The sequence below is a fragment of the Pseudanabaena sp. UWO310 genome, from assembly GCF_006861605.1.
Classification (GTDB): domain Bacteria; phylum Cyanobacteriota; class Cyanobacteriia; order Pseudanabaenales; family Pseudanabaenaceae; genus Pseudanabaena.
This window is the reverse complement of record NZ_SELU01000015.1, coordinates 56,805-83,615: the sequence shown is the minus strand read 5'-3', so window position 1 is coordinate 83,615 and position 26,811 is coordinate 56,805. Positions and strand designations below refer to the sequence as shown.

At 44.6% G+C, this 26,811-nt stretch carries 21 protein-coding genes; 13 read left to right on the top strand and 8 right to left on the bottom strand.

Going from position 1 to position 26,811, the window contains the following annotated elements; all coding sequences use genetic code 11:
* Positions 1-82 precede the first annotated feature (82 nt).
* The 4 genes from PseudUWO310_RS07065 to PseudUWO310_RS07050 form a co-directional block, all read right to left on the bottom strand.
* Positions 83-931, bottom strand: a complete 849-nt coding sequence (locus PseudUWO310_RS07065) for a C39 family peptidase (protein WP_142600022.1) — start codon at positions 929-931, stop codon at positions 83-85.
* A 61-nt stretch (positions 932-992) separates the two neighbouring features.
* A complete protein-coding gene (gene phnE / locus PseudUWO310_RS07060) occupies positions 993-1,796 on the bottom strand; it encodes a phosphonate ABC transporter, permease protein PhnE (RefSeq protein WP_142600021.1) in 804 nt (267 codons plus the stop codon).
* Positions 1,793-2,572 (bottom strand): phosphonate ABC transporter ATP-binding protein, encoded by a 780-nt coding sequence (locus PseudUWO310_RS07055; protein WP_142600020.1) that lies wholly within the window; start codon positions 2,570-2,572, stop codon positions 1,793-1,795. The genes phnE and PseudUWO310_RS07055 overlap by 4 nt, the downstream gene beginning before the upstream one ends.
* Positions 2,573-2,769: 197 nt before the next feature.
* Entirely contained in the window at positions 2,770-3,801 is a 1,032-nt protein-coding gene (locus tag PseudUWO310_RS07050; RefSeq protein WP_142600019.1) for a phosphate/phosphite/phosphonate ABC transporter substrate-binding protein, read from the bottom strand.
* A gap of 345 nt (positions 3,802-4,146) precedes the next feature.
* Between PseudUWO310_RS07050 and PseudUWO310_RS07045 the strand changes: the two genes are divergently transcribed.
* The 6 genes from PseudUWO310_RS07045 to PseudUWO310_RS07025 all read left to right on the top strand — a co-directional run bounded on the left by PseudUWO310_RS07045 (position 4,147) and on the right by PseudUWO310_RS07025 (position 10,145).
* On the top strand, positions 4,147-4,935 hold the full coding sequence (locus tag PseudUWO310_RS07045; protein WP_142600018.1) for a hypothetical protein: 789 nt from the start codon (positions 4,147-4,149) through the stop codon (positions 4,933-4,935).
* 146 nt (positions 4,936-5,081) lie between these two features.
* Positions 5,082-6,020: an RnfABCDGE type electron transport complex subunit D gene (locus PseudUWO310_RS07040; RefSeq protein WP_142600017.1), complete on the top strand. Its 939-nt coding sequence runs from the start codon at positions 5,082-5,084 to the stop codon at positions 6,018-6,020.
* Positions 6,021-6,037: 17 nt separating this feature from the next.
* Entirely contained in the window at positions 6,038-7,423 is a 1,386-nt protein-coding gene (locus tag PseudUWO310_RS07035) for a DUF2330 domain-containing protein (RefSeq protein ID WP_142600016.1), read from the top strand.
* A 320-nt stretch (positions 7,424-7,743) separates the two neighbouring features.
* A complete protein-coding gene (locus tag PseudUWO310_RS07030; protein ID WP_142600015.1) occupies positions 7,744-8,523 on the top strand; it encodes a Uma2 family endonuclease in 780 nt (259 codons plus the stop codon).
* A gap of 48 nt (positions 8,524-8,571) precedes the next feature.
* A complete protein-coding gene (locus tag PseudUWO310_RS23245) occupies positions 8,572-8,733 on the top strand; it encodes a hypothetical protein (protein ID WP_223805570.1) in 162 nt (53 codons plus the stop codon).
* Between the two features lie 419 nt (positions 8,734-9,152).
* On the top strand, positions 9,153-10,145 hold the full coding sequence (locus PseudUWO310_RS07025; RefSeq protein WP_142600014.1) for a sensor domain-containing diguanylate cyclase: 993 nt from the start codon (positions 9,153-9,155) through the stop codon (positions 10,143-10,145).
* 222 nt (positions 10,146-10,367) lie between these two features.
* Here the strand turns inward: PseudUWO310_RS07025 and glmU are convergent, their stop codons facing one another.
* The 3 genes from glmU to PseudUWO310_RS07010 form a co-directional block, all read right to left on the bottom strand.
* Positions 10,368-11,744 carry a bifunctional UDP-N-acetylglucosamine diphosphorylase/glucosamine-1-phosphate N-acetyltransferase GlmU gene (gene glmU / locus PseudUWO310_RS07020; RefSeq protein WP_142600013.1) on the bottom strand — a complete coding sequence of 459 codons (1,377 nt, stop codon included), beginning with the start codon at positions 11,742-11,744 and terminating at the stop codon, positions 10,368-10,370.
* A 222-nt stretch (positions 11,745-11,966) separates the two neighbouring features.
* Entirely contained in the window at positions 11,967-13,355 is a 1,389-nt protein-coding gene (locus tag PseudUWO310_RS07015) for an aspartate ammonia-lyase (protein WP_142600012.1), read from the bottom strand.
* A gap of 227 nt (positions 13,356-13,582) precedes the next feature.
* Entirely contained in the window at positions 13,583-14,719 is a 1,137-nt protein-coding gene (locus PseudUWO310_RS07010) for a LuxR C-terminal-related transcriptional regulator (RefSeq protein ID WP_142600011.1), read from the bottom strand.
* A 465-nt stretch (positions 14,720-15,184) separates the two neighbouring features.
* On the opposite strand from PseudUWO310_RS07010, the gene PseudUWO310_RS07005 reads away from it, so the two are divergent.
* The 6 genes from PseudUWO310_RS07005 (at position 15,185) to PseudUWO310_RS06980 (ending at position 23,662) form a co-directional block, all read left to right on the top strand.
* The gene (locus PseudUWO310_RS07005; protein ID WP_009625071.1) at positions 15,185-15,607 is read left to right on the top strand and encodes a cupin domain-containing protein; all 423 of its coding nucleotides are present in this window, start codon (positions 15,185-15,187) and stop codon (positions 15,605-15,607) included.
* A gap of 281 nt (positions 15,608-15,888) precedes the next feature.
* Positions 15,889-17,001 carry a DegT/DnrJ/EryC1/StrS family aminotransferase gene (locus PseudUWO310_RS07000; RefSeq protein ID WP_142600010.1) on the top strand — a complete coding sequence of 371 codons (1,113 nt, stop codon included), beginning with the start codon at positions 15,889-15,891 and terminating at the stop codon, positions 16,999-17,001.
* Between the two features lie 227 nt (positions 17,002-17,228).
* Positions 17,229-18,575, top strand: coding sequence for a hypothetical protein (locus PseudUWO310_RS06995; protein WP_142600009.1), 1,347 nt, complete (start codon positions 17,229-17,231; stop codon positions 18,573-18,575).
* A gap of 345 nt (positions 18,576-18,920) precedes the next feature.
* A complete protein-coding gene (locus PseudUWO310_RS06990; protein WP_142600008.1) occupies positions 18,921-20,870 on the top strand; it encodes a cation transporting ATPase C-terminal domain-containing protein in 1,950 nt (649 codons plus the stop codon).
* A gap of 151 nt (positions 20,871-21,021) precedes the next feature.
* Positions 21,022-22,356, top strand: coding sequence for an amino acid ABC transporter substrate-binding protein (locus PseudUWO310_RS06985; RefSeq protein ID WP_142600007.1), 1,335 nt, complete (start codon positions 21,022-21,024; stop codon positions 22,354-22,356).
* Between the two features lie 391 nt (positions 22,357-22,747).
* Positions 22,748-23,662: a prohibitin family protein gene (locus PseudUWO310_RS06980; RefSeq protein WP_142600006.1), complete on the top strand. Its 915-nt coding sequence runs from the start codon at positions 22,748-22,750 to the stop codon at positions 23,660-23,662.
* A 150-nt stretch (positions 23,663-23,812) separates the two neighbouring features.
* On the opposite strand, the gene PseudUWO310_RS06975 is transcribed toward PseudUWO310_RS06980, so the two are convergent.
* Complete coding sequence (locus PseudUWO310_RS06975; protein ID WP_142600005.1) at positions 23,813-25,570, bottom strand: hypothetical protein; 1,758 nt, start codon at positions 25,568-25,570, stop codon at positions 23,813-23,815.
* Positions 25,571-25,691: 121 nt separating this feature from the next.
* On the opposite strand from PseudUWO310_RS06975, the gene plsX reads away from it, so the two are divergent.
* Complete coding sequence (plsX, locus tag PseudUWO310_RS06970) at positions 25,692-26,735, top strand: phosphate acyltransferase PlsX (protein ID WP_009626307.1); 1,044 nt, start codon at positions 25,692-25,694, stop codon at positions 26,733-26,735.
* Positions 26,736-26,811 lie beyond the last annotated feature (76 nt).

Here is a 26,811-nt window from a genome sequence, read left to right as displayed (position 1 = left end):
GTTTTAAAATTACAAAATGGCTACGCCATTTTGTAATTTGGTATTAAATATAGGAAAAGGCGACGCATTGCGTCGCCTTTTCCTAGAGTCCCGATGGTAAACCAGTTGGCTTGCCCTTGACACTGGTAACAATTCTTCCCCAGCCAGACTCACCGCCACTATCCCAGAAAATTTGTTGCATTACATCGTAGCTATAGGCATCATAGGCTCCACCAACGCCAACATCGTAGCTATCGCTAGCACCATGACGAGTACCGTAAGGATCGTGGATCAGCCAAACTTTATTCGTCGGATCATGCCCCACTACTATACAAATATGTCCGCTTCCTTTATAGGCAAATCCCACCACTACAGGAATATTCGCTTTAAGTGACAGTAATAAATCTTTAGCCGAGAGAGAGTAACTGAAGTAAGAATCAATACCAAGTTCTTTTAAAGCCCATGTTTGCGCGTCATGATCGGTGGTATCGCCATACTTGCCCACAATCCGCATATATACGGACTCAGGTTCTACCACACTGTAATTTCCTGATTGAGCCTTTTTGGTTAACTCTCCGCCTAATAAATAGTCCGCAAGCATAGTATTGCTGGTGGTATTACATTGCCGCCAACCAGGACCAAAGATAGCTTCATCGTTATCCAACTGCGAGCAATATTTGACTGGTAGTTTAATTAGCTGATTGAGATCCTGTCCTTCGATTTTGATATGGGGCTCATAGGCATAGACCTTCTGGATCTGGGTTTTACCGTCCTTGGCGGTGAAGGGAGATGCCAGCGTCATTAAAAGATGTTGGTTGCGATCGGGGCTATATTCTGTGACATAAAAAGCCTGATCTTTTTTAATAAAAATCTTCTCGGAATCGGCTAAATCCGTTGATCCCAGCAGCTTTTTTTTCAGGAAAGTGTCTGCTTGAGCGATCGCTTTAGGCATAGGACAACCTCGGTTTGGAGTTCGATAACGCTATAAATCATCGCATATCAGCATCAGGATTTTATTCAGATTTAAACTTGTTCCGCAATTGACTGCTGAGGGTATCGATCGCCGTAACAACCGCCAATAAAACGATCATCATCGTTGTCGCCTTGTTATATTCAAACCCACGAATATAACTGACCAATTCAAAGCCAATTCCCCCAGCCCCAACTACTCCTAAAACGGAAGCGGCGCGAATATTGTACTCAAACATATAGAGGGTATAGCCAAGGCATAGGGGTAAAACCTGCGGCATGACCCCATACTGAGCGATCTGCCACCAAGAGGCGCGACCGACTCTTAAAGCTTCGAGCGATCGCTTATCGACGGATTCGATCGCCTCTTGATAGAACTTAGCAAGATAGCCGATCGTGTAAATCCCTAGCGCTAAGGTTCCCGCTGGCGCACCCAAACCCGTCGCCGCCACAAAAAACAAGCCTAAAATAATGGACGGAACCGAACGCACCGCATTTTGCAAAAAATTAGCTAGCCAACGTAACCATAGGGGCGAAAGATTGCGGGCGGATAGCAAAGCGATCGGTATAGAAAGAATTGCGCCAATCGTCGTTCCCCACAGTGACATTTGCACAGTTTCAATCAAAGCATTGATCGCAACATCTAAAATACTCAAATCGGGCGGCCAAAGACGGGACAGAAAATCTGTCATGTAGGGCCAACTCGTTTGCAGTAATTTGAGATCGACTTTTAATCCCCTTAGTGACCAGATATAAGCCCAACCTAGACCGACAATTACTAAAACCCTAATAGCCCAGATATTGTAGCTAGAAGTATGGGGACGAATCCGATCAATAAATTTCATCATGCAGCGCTAGCAGACTGGACTGGGGAAAGATTTTGCAGTTTGGCAAACTGCTTTTCCATATTTTGACAATCCCCATCATACATGACTTGCCCTGCTTCAAGGACGATCGCCCGTTGGGCATATTGAGCGGCTAGGGCGAGATCATGCAGTACGACTACAACCGTCAATCCTTTGCGATGCATGGAAGCAAGGGCTTCCATTACTTGATTGATGCCGACGATATCCAAACCTGTCGTCGGCTCATCAGCCAGCAAAATCTGCGGCGATTGGATCAAGGTACGTGCGATCGCCACACGCTGGCGCTGTCCGCCACTTAACTGTCTGGCTTTTTGGTAGGTCTGCTCCTGTAGCCCAAGCTTTTGTAATAGCTGCATGGCAACTCGGCGATCGCGTTGAGGAAATCCCCATAAACTCTGCCAAGTGTTAAGCTCTCCCAGACAACCACACAAAACATTATCTAGGGAGGAAAGCTGATCGACTAAGCCCCCACCCTGAAAGAGAAACCCCACATTCTTACGGATCTCGCCAATGTTTTGGGGTTCCACCTTCGTGCCAAATACTTGAATTTCCCCTTGATTTACAGGGATTAAGCCCACTAGCGATCGCAGCAGTGTGGATTTTCCTGCGCCGTTTAAGCCTAGTAGGGCGACAAACTCGCCTTGGTTAATTTGTAAATCGATTCCATTTAAGATTGGACGCTTTAAATTAGCTTGATAAGCCGTGCGCAGATTGTGACAAGCGATCGCAGGGGCGTTATTGACTGATAAAGATTCCATATTTTTCAAATCCTAATTGAAAATCCTAATTGAAAATTCTAAGTAAGTAGGCCTAATTAAATATAAAGCCCTAAAACCTGCGGCGCACGCTGCGCGTGCGCCGCAGGTTTTAGATCTGGATTTTAATTATGCTGAGGTACTTAATCGATCGTTATTGATTGATCGTTATTGATCGTTGGCGCAATTTATAAAATTGATTAAGGTTTGAGTCCTGCACGGGCAATAGCCGTACGCATGGTAGCTAAATGTTGTTCGTGATCGACCTTGACTAGTTTGGTAGAGTTATAGAGACTGCGGAATAATTCGTTATTCTCCGCTTCATTCAGCTTTAAAAAAGCATTAATCAACTTTTCCCTGACATCCGCAGGTACGCTATCGTCAATGGCAATGCCATGGGCGGGTACATTGGGAACTGCATGTAGTACGCGCAATTTTTTGCCTTCCTCAGCCGTAATCCAAGGGGGAAGCAATGCATATTCCGATACCACGCCTACATCGGCTTGATCGCGCAGGACAGCCTGTAAAGCACTGCTATAGCCGTCACCATAGGTTACTTTGCCAAAAAAACTATCTAAGCGATCGGGACCATCAACAAACTTTAACCCCACTAATTCGCTCACGGGGAAAATAAAGCCCGAACCCGAAGAACGCGAGGTAAAAGCCATACGCTTTCCTTTCAACTGTTCTAGGGTTTCTTGGGGAGTTGCTAAGGTTTTTAAGGGGCTGTTTTCGGGTACGACAAAGATCGAGTTATAGGATTTACCGCCTGAGTAATCAGCACGAACTTCGGCTAAATACATCTTTGCCCCTGATAGTTGTTCGGCTTTTAGGGCTGCGCGTCCACTGACAAAGGCAACATTGGCTCGATTGGCGCGGAGGGCTTCGACTGATGCAGTTTCATCGGCAATGATCCCCTTGACAGGAGTTCCTAGTTCTTTCGATAAAATAGCAGTAACCTTATCAACTTTGCTCTGGAGATCCTTGGTGTCGCGGCGGGTGGCGAAGGCGATCGTAATATCATTACTAGGAGCCTTAGCTACTTCAGTTGGAGCAGGTTTAGCGTCTTTGGTTTGTTCCTTACTAGCGTTAGTCTGGGCTACATTCGTAGATGAAGGTTGCTGATTATTTTGGCTATTTTGACTATTTTCCGTGCAAGCGGTCAAACCCATCAGGGAGACTAATCCTGCGATCGCCACAAACTTAGCAGGAGAAAATACAAAAAATTTCATTATTTTTAAAAGTCAGTCGATATACTAAAAAGAATTAATGGCAATAACTACTAGATATAGCTTAAACTTATTTGAGAATTTAAGTCAATAAATAAGTCAAGAAGATGATGGTGATTAGGATATAACTCCCCAGAACTGAATGGCGGCGCTTCGCGCCGCCATTCAGTTCTGGGGGTTAAGGCAAGTGACTGTAGCTATACTTGCTATAAAATGAGATTGCTGAGATTGCTCGATCAAAAGAATGATCGCAGAATTCTTAAGCCGATCAAATGATCAAAACCGATCAAAAAACGATCAAACTAAAACAATCAAACAAAGCCGATCACAATAGCTATTAAAATCACCATGACCGAAAATCAAATTCCTGAAGGCGCGGAGCGCGAAGTGAAAATGATCGGTAGTGCGGCGATCGATGGTGCACCGATCGCTTACATCATCGTTCTTGCTTCCGTTGCTACAGTATTAGCATTCATTCCATTTTCGATCGTGCTTGGTTCTGGTAAAGGTATTCCTTTAAGTCAAAGCATCTATCCTTTACTTGGCTGGTTGTTAGGTCCTTTGGCGGGAGCCTTAGCTAGTGGTATTGGTACTTTAATTGGCGTATTCCTTGCCCCCTATACGGCAGGAGTACCTGCGATCGCTATTTGGGGAGCAGCGATCGCTAGTTTTGCCGCAGGGGCTATGGTTACGGTTAGGAATCGCCAATATTGGTATTTGGGATTGGTCGGGATATTTGTAAGCGAACTTGTGGCTTATGCTTATTTGGCGATCGCTCGTAATGGTATTCCTCTTGATACTTTTATCGCGGGAGCCTTTATTGATTGGTCATCGATACTTCTATTTGTCTTGCCCACGCGAACGTTATTTGCCCGCATGATTGGCAGCAAAGATTTGATAAGAGTAGGGATCGGCATATTTTGCGGCACTTGGATGATCTGTGGGCTTGCCCATCTCAGTCAAGTTCCCTTTACCTATTATCTCTTTAACTGGCCAGAGCCGATTTGGAAAATGTTAATTCCCGTTATTCCTCTGGAAAATGCGATGCGCGGCCTGTCTGGTGCTGTCATTGGTACGGGTGTGATTTCGGGATTGAGAGCGATTAATATCGTTAAACCGAAAGAAGCCTTGTATTAGGCCGCGACGCATAGGCAATCTAAAACCCAAGAAGAGAGTGAATCCCGCTACGCGGGATTCACTCTCTTCTTGGGTTTATGGATCGTTACAAAAAGTGCAACGGACTATATTTCTGAAATTGATGCACTTATACTGATGCAAACTTTATGGTTAATCAGAAAGCTATGCAGTCATGGAAGTTGCCTTTGGTTTTGCCGCGATCGCTTTCCCCATTGTTCGCTTTGGGCCTCCCCCCCTTCAAAGATGCCCGCGATTATCAGATTCTCTTTTTATCCGTCTTTTTATTGTTAGGGGTAAGTACACGCGATTGGACTTTGAAGCCGATCGCGATCGCCCTGACCTTTAGCATTTGCTGGTTAACCCAGATGGCGATGGTCAGCCTATTTCCACCTACCTCCCAGAATCACGACCGCTGGCTATCGCTCAAAAGTGCCACGATTACCGCCTTGGGTTTAAGTCTACTGCTGCGCTCCGACAGCTATGGGGCGATCATCTGTGCTTCATTTTTGGCGATCGCTAGTAAGTTTATTTTTCGCACTAATGGCAAACATTGGTTCAATCCTGCGAACTTTGGCATTGTTGTCGTTCTGTTGTTAGACACCTTTGTGTGGGATAACCATGCATGGGTCTCTAATGGGCAATGGGGTGAAGATAGCCTTTACGCTTTAGTTTTCCTCGGTTTTGGCGGGATCGTTCTCAAAAAGGTAGGACGTTGGGATACGAGCTTCATGTTTTTGGCTTCCTATGCCCTGCTAGAAGGATTACGGAATTTTTGGCTGGGTTGGACTTGGGATGTGCTAGCCCATCGCTTGACTAGTGGATCTTTGTTGCTATTTGCCCTATTCATGATTACCGATCCGCGTTCCATTCCTAATGCTAAAACAGCAAGGCTGATTTGGGCAATGGCGATCGCGCTGTTAGCATTTATCTTCCGTAATGTCTTCTTCAATGCGGATGCCATGTTTTATGCATTATTCCTGATTTCGCCGCTCACCGTTTTGTGCGATCGGCTATGGAATGCCCCACGCTTCCAATGGCTACCTAAGCGTCATAGCGCTCATAGTGCTTTGCTCTCTAATCCATAAATTACTAAGGTTAGATTATGAAAAGACTTTTGTTGTGGATGCGCGTACTATTGAGTACCGTCCTTGCTGGTGTGATGGTGTTTGCTTATTCACCCTTGGCTTTTGCTTTCTGTGGATTTTATGTATCCCAAGCCGATGCTAGTCTCTTTAACAAAGCTTCACAGGTGGTAATTGCCCGTGACGGTAAGCGCACCGTTTTAACGATGGCGAATGACTATCAAGGCGATGTTAAAGACTTTGCCCTTGTCGTCCCCGTCCCCGTGTTACTGAAAAAAGAACAGGTACGCATTGGCGAACAGAAGATCATTGATCGCCTTGATTCCTTTAGCGCCCCTCGTTTGGTTGAGTACTTTGACTCCGATCCCTGTGCCAGATATGAAGTCTACGATCAAATAACTCTTAGTGGTGCGACAAGAGCTGCTGCACCAATGATGGAATCAAAAGCAAGGGCAGATAATTATCAAGTTACGATCGAAGCCAAATTTGCGGTTGGCGAATACGATATTCTCATTCTCAGTGCTAAGGATTCCGATGGTTTAGAATCTTGGCTGATTGATAATGATTACAAAATTCCGCAAGGCGCAAAAGAATTACTTCAGCCCTATATTCGCCAAAACATGAAGTTCTTTGTGGCAAAGGTGAATATTGCCGAACTCAGTAAAACAGGTTCGCAATCCCTCAGACCCCTGATGATGGCATACGAATCTCCAAAATTCATGCTTCCTATTCGCTTGGGTATGCTTAATGCCAATGGTGATCAAGATTTACTTGTCTATATTCTTTCTCCTAAAGGACAAGCCGAAGTCGCTAATTATCGTACAATCAAAGTTCCATCGGGTGACGATATTCCGGCCTATGTGAAGAGTGAATTTGGAGAATTCTATAAGTCCATGTTTAAAACTTCCTACAATAAGGAAGGACGCAAGGTTGCCTTTTTAGAATATGCATGGGATATGTCAAGCTGCGATCCATGCTCTGCCGAACCGCTCTCTCCCGAAGAACTTCGCAAGGCAGGGGTGTTTTGGATGGGTTCCCCAAATGATGCTGTCAATTCATCGGGGCGGTTTCGCCGACCAGTACCTCCTAATAACAACAGGGTTTTTATCACCCGTTTACATATTCGCTATAGCCGCGATACATTTCCCGAAGATTTGAGCTTTAAGGAAACCTCGAATCAAGAGTTCTTCCAAGGTCGTTATGTTTTGCGATATCCCTTTAAAGGTGAGACAAACTGTGATGCTGGAAAAGCATATCAGCGATCGCTGCGTCCACGGTTTGAGAAAGAGGCTCAAACCCTCGCAAACTTAACAGGCTGGAATCTTTTCGATATTCGTCGCAAGATGAATATCTCTAGTTTGCCCGAGCCTGTGGAAACTCCATTTTGGGAAAATATCTGGAAATAGCTACTGATACCAATTCCCAAAATGGCGTTGCCATTTTGGGAATCTCAAAACCTTACTGGGTTTGGTGTTTAATTCGCAAAAGTGTTGTCACACTTTCATAAATTGGTATAGCTGCCGCCAGTTTTGTTAGGACAAAATCAAAACCCCAAAGAGAGTTGCCGCGCTCCGCGCGGCAACTCTCTTTGGGGTTTTATGTCCTGATACCGTTGGCGGCAGCTATACAACTGGGTGAGAGTGAATGAATGCGATCGCATTCATTCACTTTTTATGTTTTGCTATACTTATGGCAGAACAGAGCTAACGTAACATACCAAAAAGTTATGATTACAATACCTTACGAACACCGCCATCTACCTACTGCGGAAGACCTACCAGATTCCGACGAAACTCCTGTGGATAATGAACTCCAAAATGATATTCCTAATGTTCTCCTAAATTTGCTGCGATCAATTTGGGGCGATCGCCAAGATTGGTTTTGGGGTGTAGATATGTGTTTCTATTACGAGCTAAATATTGAGGAACCTGAAAAATCTAAAGCAATTGTTCCCGATGCTTTTTTAGCTCTTGGCGTAGAGAGACTGACTAATGAAGGGGGAAGATTGAGTTATGTGCTATGGCAGGAAAAAGTACTACCAATTCTTGCGCTCGAAGTCATCTCTAAAAAGTATAATGGCGAATATGATCGCAAACTCTTGCAATATCAAGATTTAGGAATTCTCTACTATGTTGTCTACAATGCCTTGAGTGGAAGAAGAGGGATTTACAAAAAACATCAATCTTTAGAAGTCTACAAGTTAATAAATGGCAAGTACGAACTTATTCCATCAGTTTCACTTTTGCAGGAAGGTGGAAAAATGGTATGGATGCCAGAAATCGATCTAGGTATTGGCTGTGAACTTAGTAATCGTGGTAATTGGGAGCGAGAGTGGGTTTATTGGTATGATCGAAATAGCGTGCGATATCCGACTGCTGAAGAGCGTGCGGTAAATGCTGAAGAACGTGCGGTAAATGCTGAGATGATGGCTAAACAAGAACGCCAACACAAGGAAAAGTTAGTAGCTTATTTAAAGTCACTTGGAATAAATCCCGATGAAATTTGATATTGGTGATTGCCCTAAAGCTCAGACAAAAATTGAGAGATTCACAAGGTGTATCTCTCAATTTGGCTACTGGGTTTACTCAAAATTACCTGCCAGAAGGATCGGCAGAACTGTAATGTATGGACTTCTTCACCCCATACTTTTATTGCAGTACTGTCAGTAGTCACTTTCTGGCTAGGTGTAATTGTGTTACTTTCCATGTCCAAGTAGTTCAGCATAATTTAAGAATCTAGAATAGTGTACTGCCCGTGTTGTGGGCAGTACGCTATTCTAGATTCTTAATATTAGACTACAATTGCCTGATTAAAACTTACGGCTCTTTTTTAACTCTTTTTAGACAACAGTCCTTTTACAGCGCTTTGCGCTCAAACCCAAACCAAGAAGATTTTTGAAAGCTTTGCGAAGCAAAGCTTTCAAAAATCTTCTTGTGGTTCGTTTGATCGATAATTGCTGTAAGTAGCTAAGCATAAGTAAACTTAAAACCTAGAGGAGCGTACCGCCCGCTAAGTGGGCAGTACGCCCTCTGGCTTTGGGGTTTAATTATGCCGAACTACTTAGTAGAATTGGTTTTGATATCATGCATCCATAAAGATCTTGTTTTACGTATTATTATTTTTTAGCATTTATCTATGAAAGTACCTGAATACCCAGAAAATGAAGATGTCCGCATAGAAATATTGCGATCGCTAAATATTCTTGATACCGAGCCAGAAGAACGTTTTGATCGAATTACTAGAATAGCAAAGCGATTATTTGGTGTACCTATTGTATTGATAAGTTTGGTCGATCTTAAGTGCCAATGGTTTAAATCGGCTCAAGGCATAGAACCTTCCCAAATGCCTCAATTTCGCGATATATCCTTTTGTGGTCACGCTATTTTAGGGGATGAAATTTTTATAGTTGCAGATGCTTTGCTAGACGATAGATTTTACGATAATCCCTATGTAATTGATGAGCCGAAAATTCGCTTTTATGCAGGAGTTCCATTGGTTATATCTAAGGGTATAAGGTTAGGTACACTCTGCTTGATTGATCGATGTCCGCGCATACTTAACGAAGAGGATCGAAGTTTGTTGCGAGATCTCGGACAGATGGCTGTACAAGAATTGGCGGCATTGCAATTGGCAACCATTGACGAGCTAACCCAAATATCCAATCGGCGCGGTTTTGTGGCGCTATCTCAATATTCTCTCAAATTATGCAAACGGGAAAATAAACCTGCTTCTCTTTTCTTTCTCGATCTGGATTTATTTAAAGAAATCAACGATCACTATGGACATGCAGAGGGAGATCGAGCCTTAATCGATTTTAGTATGATTTTAAAAGAATCTTTTCGGGAATCGGATGTAGTGGGCAGATTGGGAGGGGATGAATTTGTTGCCTTATTGTCTAATGTCGATCGCGAAGAAACGCAACTAGTTTTGGAGCGACTGGAGCGATCGCTAGAAGAGTTTAATCAAAAATCCAATCGTGGTTACCAAATTATTTGTAGTGTTGGCATCGTTGCGTTCGATCCTAGCCGACATCAATCGATTGACGATCTTTTGGCTGAGGGAGATCGGTTAATGTACGAACAAAAGCAGAAAAAGAGAATAAAAAGAGAAGAAAAAGTGCTTAAGTAGCTGAGCATAATTAAAACCCAGAATCACAACCCGTAGCGCACGCGCAGCGTGCGCTACGGGTTTTAGGATTTTATACCAATTCCCAAAATGGCGTTGCCATTTTGGGAATCTCAAAACCTGACTGGGTTTGGTGTTTAATTTACGAAAGTGTTGTCACACTTTCGTGAATTGGGATAATCCATCCGAAAAACAGGAAGAGGTGCTTTGCACCTCTTCCTGTTTTTAATTCTTGTTTTTAATTTTTTTCCGACCTTCTGGGTCGTAATAATCAGGTTTGGTAACTTGCGGCGATCGCGCGATCGCTAAAGAATTATCGGCAACATCCTCGACAATGATCGACCCTGCGGCGATATTTACGTTTTCGCCGATTTGAATGGGAGCAACGAGGACAGAATTAGAACCAGTTTTACTGCGATCGCCAATTGTAGTTTGATGCTTTTTAAAGCCGTCATAATTAGCGGTAATCGTGCCCGCGCCAATATTTACCTGTTGACCGATGGTCGCATCTCCTAAATAACTGAGATGGGCGGCATTAGTGCGATTGCCCACTTTGGCATTTTTAAGTTCTACAAAATTACCAATGCGGCATTTTTCACCGACGATTGATTCACCACGAATGCGCGCAAAGGGACCAATTCTACAGTTGTCAGCGATCTGGCTATCTTCAATCACGGAGAATTGCACAGAGCAATTTTCCCCAATGATACTATTTTCGATGAGGCTAGATGGTCCAATCGTCGTACCAGCACTAACTTTGGTATTGCCGCGTAAATGGGAATGGGGTTCGATGGTAACATTGGGAGCGAGTTCTACTTCATCGTCGATGGTAATGGTTTCAGGCAGTAGCATCGTTACCCCTGCCCGCATCCATTTATCACGCGCTCTTTTTTGCAGCACTGCGTAGGCATGGGCTAATTGAAGGCGATCATTAATCCCCAAGCTCTCATCGGGATCTTCCAAATCGCTAGCATAAACTGAAGTGAGATAATCAAAGACTTCAGTGAGATAATATTCCTTTTGAGCATTGTTTGTCGTTAGCTTTGGTAGAGCCAGAGCCAATTGCGACCAATCAAAACAATAAACCCCAGTACTCACTCTCTGATTGAGAATTTGTTCGGGATTGCAGTCGCGATGTTCGATGATGCGTTCGATCTGCATGGTGCGATCGCAAAACACCCTACCATATCCCGTGGGATTGGGAAGGATGGCTGTCAGTACGGTTGCCGAAGCTTGATGCTGGCGGTGGCTATCGATGAGGGCTTGAATTGTTTCCGCACGCATCAATGGTGAATCTCCAGTCAGCACGACTAACTCCCCTTCAAAACCTGCCAAGGGTTCCAATAACTGTTGAATAGCGTGTCCAGTCCCTAATTGCTCTGCTTGTTCGGCAAACTCCAAATGGGGATAGGAAGCAAGAGCCTCCCGCACTAGATCGCTGCAATAACCTACGATCGCAATGCGGCGATCGGCTTGAAGCGAATCCGTGGCATTGAGAACGCGCTCAACTAAGGATTTACCTCCTAGCGGTTGTAACACTTTGGGTAAGGTCGATTTCATGCGCGTTCCTTTACCCGCCGCCAATACTGCTACTGCTAACATAGTCTTCTATTTCTCCATGAATTACTATTGCGGTTTTCAAATGAGTGCATACTCATTTGAAAACCAAAAACAATCCTAGTAAGGGTTTTGAGTTTTCATTTTGCCGTAGGCAAAATGAAAACTGCAATAAATAAAATCCCCTAGCTCTTTTACCTCAGCCCCCCATACATAGAGAAGGGAATAGGATTTTTACTGTTTTTCTAAGGGAATTGGTAGCGGGAGTTAACCGTTAGGACGACTCATCTGCTCTAGATCGAGAACTTCAGCTAACTTCTCCGCTGTCATCAGCCCTTTGTCTAAAACCACTTGACGCAGAGACTTGCCCGTTGCCAACGATTCCTTTGCCACATCCGCAGCATTCAGATAGCCAATATGGGTATTTAGAGCCGTCACCAGCGAGAGACTGCCTTCGGCATAGGCTAGGCAGCGATCTTCGACAGCCGTAATGCCGCGAATGCATTTTGCTGCCAAGGTATCGATCGCCTGTCCTAAAATCTCAATACTCTGAATCAGATCGTAGGCAATGAGAGGCATCATCACATTTAATTCCAATTGACCTGCTTGGGCGGCAAAGGAGATCGCGGTGTCATAGCCAATTACTTGATAGCAAACCATATTTGTCATCTCCGCAATTACAGGATTGTATTTCCCTGGCATGATTGACGATCCTGGCTGTACGGGAGGCAGTTGAATTTCTCGCAATCCTGTTTTGGGTCCCGAATCCATCAAGCGCAAATCGTTAGCAATTTTGCAAGTGTCTTGGGCAAGGTTACGGATCGCGCCCGATACATTGACAAAGGGAGCCATGCTCTGCATCGCCGCCATGAGGTTACTGGCGGGCTTAAGTTCAAAACCAGTAATTTCACTTAATTTCTCGGCTACGCGATCACAATAGCGGGGATGGGTATTTAGTCCTGTCCCCGACGCACTTCCCCCTAAGCCTAAGGTTTTGAGATCGTTGGCGGCTTGGTGAATCCGTTGAATGTGATCGCTAATGATTTGGGCATAGGCTTGAAATTCGTCCCCAAGTCTGACGGGAACGGCATCCTGTAAATGCGTGCGTCCAGACTTAACGATATCGGCAAAAGCGATCGCCTTAATCCGTAACTGTTCGTTGAGATTTGCTAAGGCAGGCTGTAACACGCGATCTAGGGATAATAACGCGCCAATTCTGATCGCCGTGGGGATGACATCATTGGTTGACTGTCCGTAATTAACATGATCATTAGGATTGACAGCATTGTAATTGCCCTTAACATCGCCCAAAATTTCTAGGGCGCGATTGGCTAAGACTTCATTAATATTCATATGGTGTGATGTGCCAGCGCCTGCTTGATAAACATCAACAACAAATTGATCGCGTAACTGACCATCTAATATTTCATCCGCCGCCGCCGCGATCGCCATGCCCATACCGACAGGGATACAACCGAGTTCGGCATTAACTAATGCTGTCGCTTTTTTGATGAGTAAGCAAGCATCGACAAAAGTAGCAAGGGGCTTAAGTCCGCTGATCTTAAAGTTATCGATCGCCCTAGCAGTTTGAATACCGTAATAAACATCATCGGGCAGGGTCATTTCCCCCATGGAGTCGCGTTCGGTTCTGGTCATAGTTTTATGGGGCTTTTAGCTCTTAGCTTTTAGCTTTTAGCTTAGGTTAATTTGGCAGTTTTTAAGTAGCTGGGCATAATTAAAACCCCGAATCAAAAGCTGTAGCGCAGGCTGCGCTTGCGCTACAGCTTTTTGAATTTTAAATTTAATTGTAACCAGCTACTTATTTAACTTGAGTAAACCCATTGTTGTTTTTTTGCGATCGTCCCGTCAAGCTAAAAACAACTCTATTGCAGCCACCCATTGACCATAGCTAAATGTAGAGCTTGAAAACGAGTTCTTGCCTTGAGTTTGGCTAAAATATTATTAATATGAAATTTCACGGTACTTTCGCTGATGATCAGTTGTTGGGCGATGTCGCGATCGCGTAGTCCTTGGGTTAATAACTGCATCATTTCCAATTCCCGCTCGGATAGGGGATTAGCTTCTTTGACAAAGGGAATCGTAATCGCAATTTGTAACTCGGTGCTATGAATATCGATCGTGCCTCCCAGACTGGAAATGATGACAAACAATTCGTGAAATAGCGATCTCAGCCATGTTTGTAGATGATTATGGGGATAATTATGGGGATGATTATGAATTGCATTCTGTGTGGTAGGGGTCGCTACGATCGCTTCTAAAGATATGGCTGTATCGGCATAAATTAAGCGGCAATAGGCTCCGCCAATTTTATTCAGAATTTCCGCCGTGCGTAAAAATACATACTCAAGGGTGAGATCTAGCGATCGCTCAGTGCCCACCAGCGTTAATCGATGGGAATGCAAAATATCGGCTAGGCGATCGGATAGGGCTGTGCGCTCCTGCCAAGGGTGCCGATCGAGGGCTTGCCATGACTGCTTTTCCTGTTGATGTTTAAAGGCACTGTCAATGGCGATCGCCGCAATTGTACAGAGCATTCGTAAAAACTCTAGAAATTCGGGTGGCATTTTGTGATGGCTAAAGGCTGCCAAAACGCCTACGACTCTACCCTTGATCTCTAAGGGATAACCTGCAAATCCCAGAATATTATTGGCGATCGCCCATTGGCGATCGCCTACCCAAGTTTCATCTGCCAAATTGTTACTGAGAAAGGAAACCCGATTTTGGGCAATTTTTCCCACCTTGTACGCGCCAATTGGCACTTTGGCAAATCTCCCATCGGTACGCGTATACATTCCCGAAGAGGCGACAAGCTTCAGGTAAGTTCGATCTGGCTCTAGTAGCCAAATCCTTGCAAAAGCACAGTCAAACCGCTCCACGATCCCATTGGTCACTCGCAGCGCGATTACCTCTGGCTCTAGGCATCCAGAAAAAGTTTCCGCAATTTCAGTGCCTCGATGTAGGTCAAATAAGAGCTTAGTCGGATTGAGTACCTCAGCCATTAAAATCTAACCTAAAAAGATCTTGTCCCAATTCCGTATCGCTATAGCTAAGGAAGTTATGTCATAAACCCCATGCCTAGAATGGCGGCGCGAAGCGCTGCCATTCTAGGCATGGAGTTTGAGATCGTTCTAACATAGTTAACATAACTGGCTACTGCTTGCCGTTTCTCGACGCGATCGGAATTCTCCAATAACTATTGAGACGCAGATCCATCTTTAGCTATGTATATATAAATACTTCAGACAAAATTAGTAAGCGATCGCACAATGCTGTCGCCAAGTGTACTAGGAAAAATCAAAACCCAAGAATTAATTGGCGGCGCGAAGCGCCGCCAATTAATTCTTGGGTTTTGATTTTTCCTAATTCAAGTGACTGTAGTTATAGTTATTAAAATAATGCTGTTTAAAAAGGATTATGGGGCTTGATGTTATTCTAGGAAGTAATCAGATTTCTAAATTGCAGTTATGTCACCAGTACAAGAAGTTTCTTCGGCGATCGCAAGCATAGCAAGTCTAAATGGGGAATCGCATGGTCATGGACCTACTGTAGAACGTCCGTGGGGATCCTTCACTACCCTCGAAGAAGGTCGCGGTTACAAAATCAAACGGATTGAAGTTAAATCTGGGCATCGTCTCAGTCTCCAAATGCACCACCACCGCAGCGAACATTGGATCGTTGTTTCAGGTACAGCCAAGGTAACCTGTGGAGACAAAGAAACGATGATTAGTACCAATCAATCCACCTATGTACCAAAATGTACGGCTCATCGGTTAGAAAATCCCGGAATTATTCCTTTGATCTTGATCGAGGTGCAAAATGGTGAATATTTGGGAGAAGACGACATAATTCGCTTTCAAGATGACTATGCCCGTCACGAAACAAAATAAACGACGCATAGCATTCGTTTATACCAAATCACAAAATGGCTATGCCATTTTGTGATTTTAAAGCCCTTACTGGGTTTGGGTTTTAATTTCCAAAAGTGTAGCCACACTTTTGGAAATTGGTATTAGCGCCAAAAGAGGGTTGCCGCGCGAAGCGCGGCAACCCTCTTTTGGGCTTAATTTCCTGATCCAGTTGACGGCAGCTATATTTAGGATTGCGTTAGTTAGTTATGGTTTGCATGATAGCGTTTAAAATAGTTGAGGCAATCTAGAATCGTTTCAACGTGAATAAAATTCCTCCCTTTGATGTATCGCAGCAATATCAACAAATTGGCGATCGCCTGAACAAAGCGGCGTTAGAAGTACTGGCATCGGGGCAATACATTGGCGGACAAGCTGTAAGTCAGTTTGAGACTGAATTTGCGCAATATATTGGCTCAAATCACGGTATTGCTTGCAACTCAGGTACTGATGCTCTGTATTTAGCCCTAAGAGCTTTAGACATTGGGGAGGGTGCCGAAGTAATTACTTCACCATTCACATTTTTTGCCAGTGCAGAAACGATCAGTATGACGGGGGCAAAGCCAGTATTTATCGATATTGAGGCTCATAGCTTCAATATGAATGTGGATTTAATCGAAGCGGCGATCACCGAGCGCACTAAGGCAATTATGCCTGTGCATCTATTTGGTCGCGCCGTAGATATGACTAAGCTGATGGCGATCGCCAAAAAGCACAATCTCTACGTCATCGAAGACTGCGCTCAGGCAACGGGGGCGACCTTTGACGGACAAAAGGTGGGGAATATCGGGGATGTGGGCTGTTTTAGCTTTTATCCCACCAAAAATCTGGGTGGCTGTGGCGATGGGGGGATGATGACCACCAATAACCCCGAAGTTGCCAGAAAATTACATATTTTGCGCGAACATGGTAGCCCGAAGCGCTATTACCACGAATATATCGGCATGAACTCTCGTCTCGATGCGCTGCAAGCGGCTCTATTGCAGGTTAAACTGCCCTACCTCGACAAGTGGAATGACCAGCGTCGGGAAATTAGCGATCGCTATACCCATCTGCTGAAAGATGCCCATATTCCCAAGCTGGTCTCTCCTCACTACTGTGCAGGCAGTGTGTGGAACCAATACACAGTTTGCATCGGCGATGGGCAAAGAGATCAGGTGCAAGCCCAACTTCGCGAACAAAATATCATCACGATGATTTACTATCCCTTACCCCTACATTTGCAGGAGGTTTATCGTTACCTCAACTATAAAAAAGGAGATTTCCCTGTTACCGAAGATATCTGCGATCGCGTTCTATCTTTACCCATGTTTCCCGAACTGCGCGAAGAACAACAGCAGCAAGTGGTCAGCACTTTGCAAAATATTCTGAAATAGCCTCTCCTATCTCTATGGTTCTAAACCCAAGAAGAGGAGGTTGGCACTTCGTGCCAACCTCCTCTTCTTGGGTATAAAGCCCAAAATGGCAACACCATTTTGGGAATCTCAAAACCTTACTGGGTTTGGTGTTTAATTCACAAAAGTGTTGTCACACTTTCGTGAATTGGTATAACAAGACTGGCGGCAGCTATATATAATAATCATGTAGATATTAGGGAATAATCATGGGCATCCTTAACTCAATGTTTGCGAAAAAGAAAAGTCCTCAACAGGGGGGAGGAAATATTCCCAATGGGCAAACAGTACCAAGTTCTAGTTCTCCAAATCTAAATCCTAATTCACAGCCAACTCCCGCAGTGCAAAGATATACAGAGCTAGAAGCGGAAATCTCGAAGTCCCATCAGTCTCTAGCCAACCCGACCGTTAATCAATCACCTCTGAACGGGTTTAAGAAATTCGGACAAAGATTACTCTGGGGCGGGATTTTGATTGGTATTCCTGTGGGGATTGTTTATGTAGCGAATTTACCCTATCCCGTAATTCGGCAACCAGTGGCAAAGACAGCACCACTTCTACTTTTGCCTAGTAATATGGCAATGGATGCCAACTTTAAACAAGGACAAGCAAGTATTGAAGAAGCTCGACAGTTGATCGAATCGCCCACTAGTCCTGCTGACTTAGATCGCGGCTCCTTAAAAGTTAAAGAAGGTAAGGCAGCTTTAGATGCAATTCCTGTATGGTATGTAGCCGAATGGACAGATTATGCACGGGGCTATTACAGTTGGGGATATGACTGGCGATTTACCCCAGCGGGTTTGCAAGCGTCTCGGATCAAGGCAGGACAGCTAGAAGCCAAGGTATTTCAGGAGCAAAATGCTCAGATCGAGTTCACCAATGCTGAAACAGAAATGATCAATGCCAAAACCTTATTTCAGCAAGCGGCAACGCCTATCGATAAAAAAGCGGCGATTCAAAACTGGCAATTAGCGATCGATCGCTTAGGAAAAATTCCATCTCAAACAATGGCAGGACGAAGGGCGCAGCAGTTAGTAATTACTGCTACTAGAGACTTAAAAGAACTGGGAGGATTGACCGCAGGGAATGAAAAAATTGTGGCAATCCTTAACAGCGCAGAAGAATTTGCCAAGCAATCCGCCGAATCTGGGCGTAATCCTCCGCATTCTAGCGAACGTTGGGAGCAAATAGCAAAAATGTGGCAAGATGGCATTCAACGTCTTGAAAGCGTTCCTAATAGCGATTTACAAGGTTATAGTGAAGCGCAAAAACGCTTAGCAACCTATCGTACCAGTCTCGCTGAAGTGCAAGTAAGGCTCAAAAATGAGCAGAAATCAGTTCAAGCCTTGGAGAGCGCAAACCAGAAGCTAACCTATCTATGGTCAACCTTGCCGAAGAATGGTAAAGATTTAAATCGCAATCAAGCGATCGCGAACTTTATGGCAGTTAATAATGAATTAGAAAAGATTCAAAGTGGCACTACAGTATATTTGCAAGCCCAAAAGATCAAGCTCGATGTGCAGAATCAGTTGAAGTTATTGCAACAAGCACAATAATCTATTTTTGGAATTTATATCAGCGAAAGAGTTGCCTAGGATATAAACCCCAAAGGACAAATAGCGGAGCTTCGCGCCGCCATTTGCCTTTTCTATCTTTTCTATCTTTTTTAACGTCAGTTCGGGTTAAAACCAATTCACGAAAGTGTAATAACACTTTCGTGAATTGGTTTTAACCATAGGATGAGGAAGAATAGATGTCTAAATTAGTTCCTTGGTTATCGTATTTGATTTGATTTTATGTATCAAAACCTTACTGGGACTGTTTTACAATCCCTTAATTTTCGTCACATATAGGGGAATTAGTATAAACTAAATAGCGAACGGAAGCCCAAAAATCAAACTATGACCAAATTTGACTTTCTGTCGGATCTCCAGAAACCTTGGCACTACATGGATGTAGATCGAGTATTGGCAACTTTGGAATCCTCGGCAGAAGGGTTATCCTACGTGAATGCTCGGCAAAGGTTGCGGTTTTTAGGAGCCAACAAATTACCGCGATCGCGTCCGATTGGCAAGGTTCTGTTACAACCTTTTCTCGATCCCTTGACCTATATACTGTTGAGCGCAGCCATTTTTTTGCAGTGGAATGGTGCTGAGGGATGGGCATTAATTTTGGTAGGGGGATTGCATGGAGTGATTGGAGTGGCGATCGCCCTATGGTCAATTAAAACTAGAGAGAAAGTCAGTCGCGATCGCCTTCAACGCCGCCAACATACGCCTTCTAATTCCGTAATTGTATTGCGCGATCGCGAAGAAATGGAAATACCATCGAGGGATTTAGTACTTGGGGATATATTGGTATTGAAGGAAGGCGATCGCCCCAATGTCGATCTGCGAGTCCTAGAGACATCCGAGGATTTACGCATAAATCAAACGAATTTGGGCGGCGAGGCAATTTGTACCAAGCAAGCCGATTTGACCTTTGAGGAGAAAACGCCACCCCTCGAATGTAGCAATATGATCTATGCAGGAACGGAAGTTTCCTCAGGAACCGCCAAGGGAATTGTCATTGCGACTAGTCGCTTTACTCAGGAACAGGCAGCCTTGATTAAGGAAAAGCCATTTTCGGTTATGCATTCGGAATTGCGCCAACTACGTCAAGTTTGGATTGGATTGCTGCTATTAGTGACGACAACTGCGATCGGCTTTGCATGGCAAAGGAGCATTACGATCAATGCGATGACTGCTGCGGCACTCATTGTCAGCACCTATCCCCAGAATCTACTACGCATCGCCACTCAAGTGCAATTATTTGGAATGCGAGATCTTGCCAAACAGCGGATATGGGCAAGATTTCCTTCGACATTAGATGCGATCGCCAGAGTGACCAAAATTGTGCCAATTGTCGAGTCAGATGTGGTGCTGAGTTTCGATAATTTGAGTCGCGCAGGCATTGAGTGGCGCGGATTAATCCGTGCTTCCGAAGATGATGCGGAAGCCTTTAGTCGTGTAATTGGCATAGAAACCCATAGCTATTTTGAGGCTCCTCAAGAACGGATTCGCCAATGGCAAGGTGAGCGTCTAAAATCGGCTCAAGCGGTCGCTGTCATTGGCAATGATGTGGAGGATATTCCTTTATTAAGAACAGCCGATGTCGGCATTTGCGATCGCACCTGTTGTAAAGAATTACAGGATAGTGCGGGGCTAATTTTGCCCAAAGAAGACTTCCATTATTTGCCGATCGCTATTCTCGAAGGACGCGCTATTTTTGATCGCTTGCAACGCATCGCCCTCTTGACTGCCTCTAGCTCCTTTACCTTAGCGATTCTGACCCTCATGGATACCGCCGCAGGATTTTCTATCCCGCCATTGCAATTAATCTGGGTCGGCGCGATCGCTACACCTCTCGTTGCATTTCCGCTCATCCTCGAACCCACCCACGAAAACCTCCTATTACAGCCCGCCTATCGTTTCCAAACCATGTTGCGCCCTAGCAATTATCTGCGGATCTTGCTAGCCGTTACCGCTACGATCACCGCTATTTCCGCTGTCTTTTGGTTGAAATACCAAGGTCAAGCGGCATTATTTTCAGAAGCGCGATCGATGGCTTTTATCACCCTTGGCTTTAGCCAAATTTTCCATGCTTGTGCGATCGCCCGTCGTAGTGTGTTTGGCAATTTGCCGCTTCTCCTTAGCATTTCCTTTGTATCTATCTGCCAAATCGTTTTCGTGCAGTTTCCGTGGTTTAGCGATCTGATGGCAACAATCCCCCTCAGTGGAATTGAATGGGCGATCGCTATTCTCAGTGCTACCGCAGTATTTTGGGTACAAGAGCTAATCAAAACTGGCTAAGCGAATTTTAAAATTTACAAAAAACATGAATTTTTTCGTTTTTTTGACTCCAGACTCGATGCATCGAAAATAATTTGATGGAATCAATGTAAGCTTCAAATAGACCATATAGACCATAGATCGCGAGATCGCGCTAGTAATCATTAAACCCATGAGCTTAATGCCCAAGCATTTAACCAAAACTGCTGTCCTTTTAAAAGAAAAAGCCCTCCCAGCGACCAAAGTAACTTTCAGACAATGGGGCTTGGTGACAAGCTTAACCTTTGTCCTGCTATCAGGATGTCAAGAACAACCCAAAATAGCTCCTACAGTCACCCCAACGGCTACTGCCACGGCGGCGGCAACTAATAAGGATAAAGAGGGGGTTTTAGAAAGGGTAAAGGCTCGCGGCAAACTGTTATGTGGCGTAAATGGAAAGCTGTCAGGATTTAGCTATGTCGATGATAAAGGCTTGTGGAGCGGCTTAGATGTAGATTATTGCCGAGCGATCGCCGCTGCCGTTTTGGGGGATGCCAGAGCCGTCGAATTTAAACCATTGCTTGCCAAGGATCGGTTTACCGCAATCCAAAATGGTGAAATCGATATCCTTATGCGGAATACTACACGCACCTTAACCCGTGATGTCACTCCAAACATCTCCTTTGCCCCTACGACCTTCTTTGACGGGCAGGGAGTGATGCTCAGAATCGGGGCAAAACCCAATTCGCCCAACAGCTCGCCCAGTGCTAGCCCTAGTCCTAGCAGCAGTTCTCCCAGCAGTTCCGCTAGTCCTAGCGCGTCGCCCAGTTCCGCCCCTGAGAGTCGTCCCGATCGCCCTGATAAGGATGGTAAATCAGATAAGGATAGTAAATCAGATAAACCGCTCTCTAAAGCCAGTGATGAATCAGCGATCGCGCTCAAAGAACTGACTGACAAAAAAATCTGCGTAGAAACGGGAATTAACGCCGCAAATCTGGAATCAACCTTTAAGGAAGCCAATATTGCGATCGAAGCTATGGTTTTACCCGATCTGGATAGCGTTTTAAATGCCTATACCAAAGGAGACTGTGATGCCATCTCTTCTGAAAAATCCCAACTTGCCTCATGGCGGAGCAAACTGCCCCGTCCTGCCGATCACAAAATCCTTGATTTGAGTTTATCCAAAGAACCGCTCAGCCCCGCCTTAGTTGGTAATGACGATCGCTGGCGCGATGTGGTGACATGGGTAATTTATGCCACTTTCTATGCCGAAGAGTTGGGGATAAATATGGATAACTACAATATCTTTAAAGACACGAAAAATCCTGAAGTCTCCAGATTCCTTGGTACATCAGATTCCCTTGGCATTGAGTTGGGGCTTGCCCCAGACTGGACGACCCAAATCCTAAAACAGGTCGGAAATTATAATGATATTTACAGCCGTAATATTACACCCCTAGATATTCCACGCGGTTTAAATCGCCAATGGAAGCAGGGGGGATTGCTCTATTCGATGCCCTTTAGATAGAAGTTGTGTGCGGTAATGAAGTAACGCGCTAAGCGCGTTACTTCATTACTTATTCAGGACTATCGCAATGTCAGCTTTGCTTAGGATATAAAACCCCAAAGATAGGTGGCGGTGCGAAGCACCGCCACCTATCTTTGGGGTTTTGCTTTGTTCTAAGCATGGGGATAGCAATTTCTTTAATTAATTCTTAACCCTAGCGAATTAACTTATAAAGTACAGCAGCGATCGCATGGGTAATAAGTACCTCAGAGCATAATTAAAATCCAGATCTAAAACCTGTGGCGCACGCGCAGCGTGCGCCACAGGTTTTAGGGTTTTATATTTAATTAAGCCCACTTACTTATCCATGACAATCGTCATTAAATAGCTCAGCCAGTTTAGGGATATATCGATGTCATTTATCATTTCAGCGATCGCTTCATTAGTTTCCGTCTTAGTGTTTTTTAACAGTAAACGCCTCGTCGATAATCGCATCGCCCAGTTAGTCATCAGAGCGATTGCAGGTTTAATTGCTTTATTTTCCTTAGTCAATGCGGCAACCCGTCTCATCATCGTCATCCCCGCAGGAAATGTTGGTGTAGAAGACTTTCAGGGCAAAGTTAGCGATCGCACCCTCCCCGCAGGCATCCATACTATTAATCCCTTTGCCGAGGTAGTACAGTTCTCCACTCGATTACGGGATGTTAAAGAGGAAATTTCCGCCACATCCAAAGAAGGCTTATCCCTAGCGATCGATATCAGTTTGCAATACCATATCGATCCCACCAAAGCAGGCAGTATTTATCAAAATATTGGGCTCGAAGAACGAGAAATCTTAATTTCAAGATTCCGCTCAATTTCGCGTGAAATTGTCTCTGGATATCCCGCCGAAGCCGTATATGCGACTAGACGCGAAGAAATTAGCCTCAAGCTTGCCGACAAATTGCGATCGCAACTAGCTCCCCTCGGCTTTATCGTCGATGAAGCCCTCTTACGTAATGTGAAAGTACCTGAAACCCTACAGGCGGCAATCCAGCAAAGATTAAAAGCCGAGCAGGAAAATTTACAAATGAAATTTGTCCTTGAAAAAGAAACCCAAGAAGCCGATCGCAAGCGGATCGAAGCTAAAGGACGAGCTGATGCTCAGAAAATATTATCGGAGGGGCTGACACCCTCAGTTTTACAATTACGCGAGATCGAAGCAACGGAGAAATTATCGACATCCCCCAATTCTAAAATCGTCATTATTGGTAATGGTCAAGGCACACCATTGATCTTGCCAGTAGATCGCGATGCGAGTAAAGCCGTCAACTCCCCACAACAATAAAAAGAAAAATACCAGAAAAAGAAAGGGGCTGCATAGCCCCTTTCTTTTTCTGGTGTAGGTAATATAATGCCGCCAAGTGCAATAGGACATAAATGCCAGTCAATTCTTGGCGTTTGATTTGTCCTCAGTCAAATGACTGTAGCTATAACTTTACTTCTTTTTATCTTCGAGGGTAGCGGTATCATCGATCGTACCATCACTGCCCTTATCAAGCTCGATCGTGAGCTTGGCTCCATTACCTGTCCACTTGGCATAATCCAAATACAAAGTATCACCTGAAGCCAGATCTAGATCTTCTCCTTCAAACTTTTGCTCAGTCTTATCATCAATACGACCAATCAACAAATTGAAGATAGCTTTATGTTTGGTATTGGCAATCTTGATGCCGAGGCGACCTTTAGCGGTATCGAGATTAGCACTGATAGTCCCACCCGCATCGATCTCGACTCCATCTAATTCAAACTCATAGTCATCATTTTTAGTTGAGATGCCAAAGAAAATGTTGGGAGCCTCGGAATTACTAGGTTGATAGGAGAGACTATACCCGCTGGCATCAAATTGAATTACATCTTTTTGACCTGACAATACTTTAATGCCTGACAAACCGAGATCGTAGCTTGGTCCAATCATAGCTACATCGGTGAGCTCCTTACCATCACTTTTTTTGTTGCCTTGCAAGGTCATCGTAAAGGGCACGCTAGTTGGGATATTGTAGATCGGCTCCTCATCATCTTTCCAGAGTTCGCTACTCTTGATAGGAGTGAAGGTGGCTCCTGAAAAAGAATTCACAAATTTTCCATTCTCATAACCAATTTTCTGATCGCCATTGGTAATCAATAGATCTGCATCACCTTCGAGGAAAATCTGATTAAATTTCGGTGAGGCATTCCCATTTGCATTCCCATTTGTATTTCCTTTAGCAGCCGTTTTGTCAGAGCTATTTGCAGAGGTCTGTTCGTCCAAACCACAGAAATTACAAACTTGACGCTCGTAGCGGGGCGGAGTGGGTGTTAGGGTGAGCGTTTTAGTTTCCGCATCCCCCATATACTGTGATTCAGGCTCATCGGGATTGGTAGCAGCGTTATATTTCCAAGTATTGGCATTGCGATCGATCTCGATTCTGCGCTCTATTTTGGGATGGTTATTGTCATAGACCATCACCACATATTTACCATCACCTAAATCTCCAACGGCATAGGGCGTAATCGCATGTCCTCCTTTAAAGCCAAGTTGATAGATCCCCATTGTATAGGTTTCATCAATACGCGCATTCGGTTTCATCGAAGCGAGAAGGGTATCGAGGATTTCCGATGGAGCTTTGCCTTTGATCTCGCTGGTGGCAGTTGGAGGCACGTATTGAGTGGCAAACCAATAGGCAATCTCATGCTGAAGTTTTTCATTTCCCTGTAAAGATAAATCTGGGATGTTACCAAATCCACTTGCCTTCTCCTTATCGGCATATAAAATCAGACTAAGTGCCGCCATTCCCTCACAATGTCCGCCATTCATGGATTTATTAACTTCTTCCATCCACTGCTGGGCTGGGGGTGTGAGGATACAAGACTCTCCTTGAGTAGCACAAATACTATTGCCAAACATCCTTTGCATTTCAGATGGAGAGAGATTTTTAATGCTACTGTCCTTGCCATAATTCTCGAAACTGAAGCCATTGGTAGCTGGACGAAATCCCAGATCGGCTTTGATCGATTCGGCTGGAAGCGATGTCGATGGTATATTTTTACTGCCGTCTGACCCGATTCCCCCCTTATTAAACGAGCTATTAGACGAGCTAGCGAGATTGGACTGGCAACTAACCAAAATCAGAATTGCGGATATTAGTGAGAGCGCTAAAAACTTAAACTGACGATTAATTAGCATCGCAACGTTGCCTTTTTTGTTTTCTCGCATTTGATTTCAAATAATTTGAGCAATGCCGATAGGTTAAGTTACTCAAACTGTTAAAATTTTTGCAAGGTTTAATAAAATTCTTTACAGTTTTATTCATAAAACTCAGACAGGATCGCAAATAGTGAGAATTGCCGTAGATGCGATGGGTGGGGACTTTGCCCCACGCGAAGTAATAGAAGGAGCCATATTAGCTCAGACTCAGTTAAATGTAGACATAGCGCTAGTGGGCGATCGCGATATTCTCGCTAATTACCTCAAGCAACATAACTATCAAGAAAGCGATCGCCTAGAGATCGTGCCATCGGAGGGCATCATCGAAATGGATGATGAACCCCTTGAGGGACTGCGCCGCAAGCCCAATTCTTCGATCGCCGTTGCCATGAACTTAGTCAAGCGCAAGCAGGCTGATGCCGTGGTGTCGGCGGGACATTCTGGAGCGGCTATGGCTGCGGCTCTGTTGCGTTTGGGGCGATTACCGGGTGTCGATCGACCTGCGATCGGGGCGTTGTTTCCCACACAGGTAGCCCATAAACCTGTATTGCTGCTTGATGTCGGCGCAAATGTGGACTGTCGTCCCAAATTTTTAGAGCAGTTTGCGATCATGGGATCGCTTTACAGCAAATATGCGATCGGCATCCAAGAGCCTAAGGTCGGCTTGCTTAATATTGGTGAAGAAGCCTGTAAGGGTAACGAACTCGCCATTCGCGTTCACCAAGCCTTGCAAGATAACCCCCAAATTACCTTTGCGGGTAATGCGGAAGGACGGGATATTCTGAAGGGGCAGTTTGATGTCATCGTCTGTGACGGCTTTGCAGGCAATATCGTCCTGAAGTTTGCCGAGGGTGTCGGTAATGCCGTAATGCAGATCCTGAAGGAAGAACTACCCAAGGGTTGGCGCGGCAAGCTTGGAGCCTTAATCTTGAAGCCCAATCTCAAAAAGGTAAAAGAGCGCATTGATGCTGATGAATATGGCGGTGCATTACTCCTCGGTGTCGCGGGTATTTGCGTGATTAGTCACGGCAGTTCCAACGCCATCAGTATTCGTAATGCTATCCGCGTTGCTAAGGATGCCGTTGATCATGGAGTGCTAGATCGCATTCGCGGTCAAATCAAGCCCAAGGTATCTATCCCTGCTGACGATACACCTGATGATCCTCCGACTTAATGCTCATCCTTCATATCGTTTACGTTTTACCCTATGGGTAAAACGTAAAAAACTTTATCCAGCCATTCAGATCGAA

Excerpts from the sequence above, each read along its gene's own strand:
- PseudUWO310_RS06990 (WP_142600008.1), top strand. The coding sequence starts at position 18,921 with ATGACCAAATTTGACTTTCTGTCGGATCTCCAGAAACCTTGGCACTAC.
- PseudUWO310_RS07045 (WP_142600018.1), top strand. The coding sequence starts at position 4,147 with ATGACCGAAAATCAAATTCCTGAAGGCGCGGAGCGCGAAGTGAAAATG.
- PseudUWO310_RS06975 (WP_142600005.1), bottom strand. The coding sequence starts at position 25,570 with ATGCGAGAAAACAAAAAAGGCAACGTTGCGATGCTAATTAATCGTCAG.
- PseudUWO310_RS07025 (WP_142600014.1), top strand. The coding sequence starts at position 9,153 with ATGAAAGTACCTGAATACCCAGAAAATGAAGATGTCCGCATAGAAATA.
- PseudUWO310_RS07065 (WP_142600022.1), bottom strand. The coding sequence starts at position 931 with ATGCCTAAAGCGATCGCTCAAGCAGACACTTTCCTGAAAAAAAAGCTG.
- PseudUWO310_RS07030 (WP_142600015.1), top strand. The coding sequence starts at position 7,744 with ATGATTACAATACCTTACGAACACCGCCATCTACCTACTGCGGAAGAC.
- PseudUWO310_RS06995 (WP_142600009.1), top strand. The coding sequence starts at position 17,229 with ATGGGCATCCTTAACTCAATGTTTGCGAAAAAGAAAAGTCCTCAACAG.
- glmU (WP_142600013.1), bottom strand. The coding sequence starts at position 11,744 with ATGTTAGCAGTAGCAGTATTGGCGGCGGGTAAAGGAACGCGCATGAAA.
- PseudUWO310_RS07015 (WP_142600012.1), bottom strand. The coding sequence starts at position 13,355 with ATGACCAGAACCGAACGCGACTCCATGGGGGAAATGACCCTGCCCGAT.
- PseudUWO310_RS07035 (WP_142600016.1), top strand. The coding sequence starts at position 6,038 with ATGAAAAGACTTTTGTTGTGGATGCGCGTACTATTGAGTACCGTCCTT.
- PseudUWO310_RS06985 (WP_142600007.1), top strand. The coding sequence starts at position 21,022 with ATGAGCTTAATGCCCAAGCATTTAACCAAAACTGCTGTCCTTTTAAAA.
- PseudUWO310_RS07040 (WP_142600017.1), top strand. The coding sequence starts at position 5,082 with ATGGTTAATCAGAAAGCTATGCAGTCATGGAAGTTGCCTTTGGTTTTG.
- PseudUWO310_RS07005 (WP_009625071.1), top strand. The coding sequence starts at position 15,185 with ATGTCACCAGTACAAGAAGTTTCTTCGGCGATCGCAAGCATAGCAAGT.
- PseudUWO310_RS07050 (WP_142600019.1), bottom strand. The coding sequence starts at position 3,801 with ATGAAATTTTTTGTATTTTCTCCTGCTAAGTTTGTGGCGATCGCAGGA.
- PseudUWO310_RS07055 (WP_142600020.1), bottom strand. The coding sequence starts at position 2,572 with ATGGAATCTTTATCAGTCAATAACGCCCCTGCGATCGCTTGTCACAAT.
- PseudUWO310_RS07010 (WP_142600011.1), bottom strand. The coding sequence starts at position 14,719 with ATGGCTGAGGTACTCAATCCGACTAAGCTCTTATTTGACCTACATCGA.
- PseudUWO310_RS06980 (WP_142600006.1), top strand. The coding sequence starts at position 22,748 with ATGTCATTTATCATTTCAGCGATCGCTTCATTAGTTTCCGTCTTAGTG.
- phnE (WP_142600021.1), bottom strand. The coding sequence starts at position 1,796 with ATGATGAAATTTATTGATCGGATTCGTCCCCATACTTCTAGCTACAAT.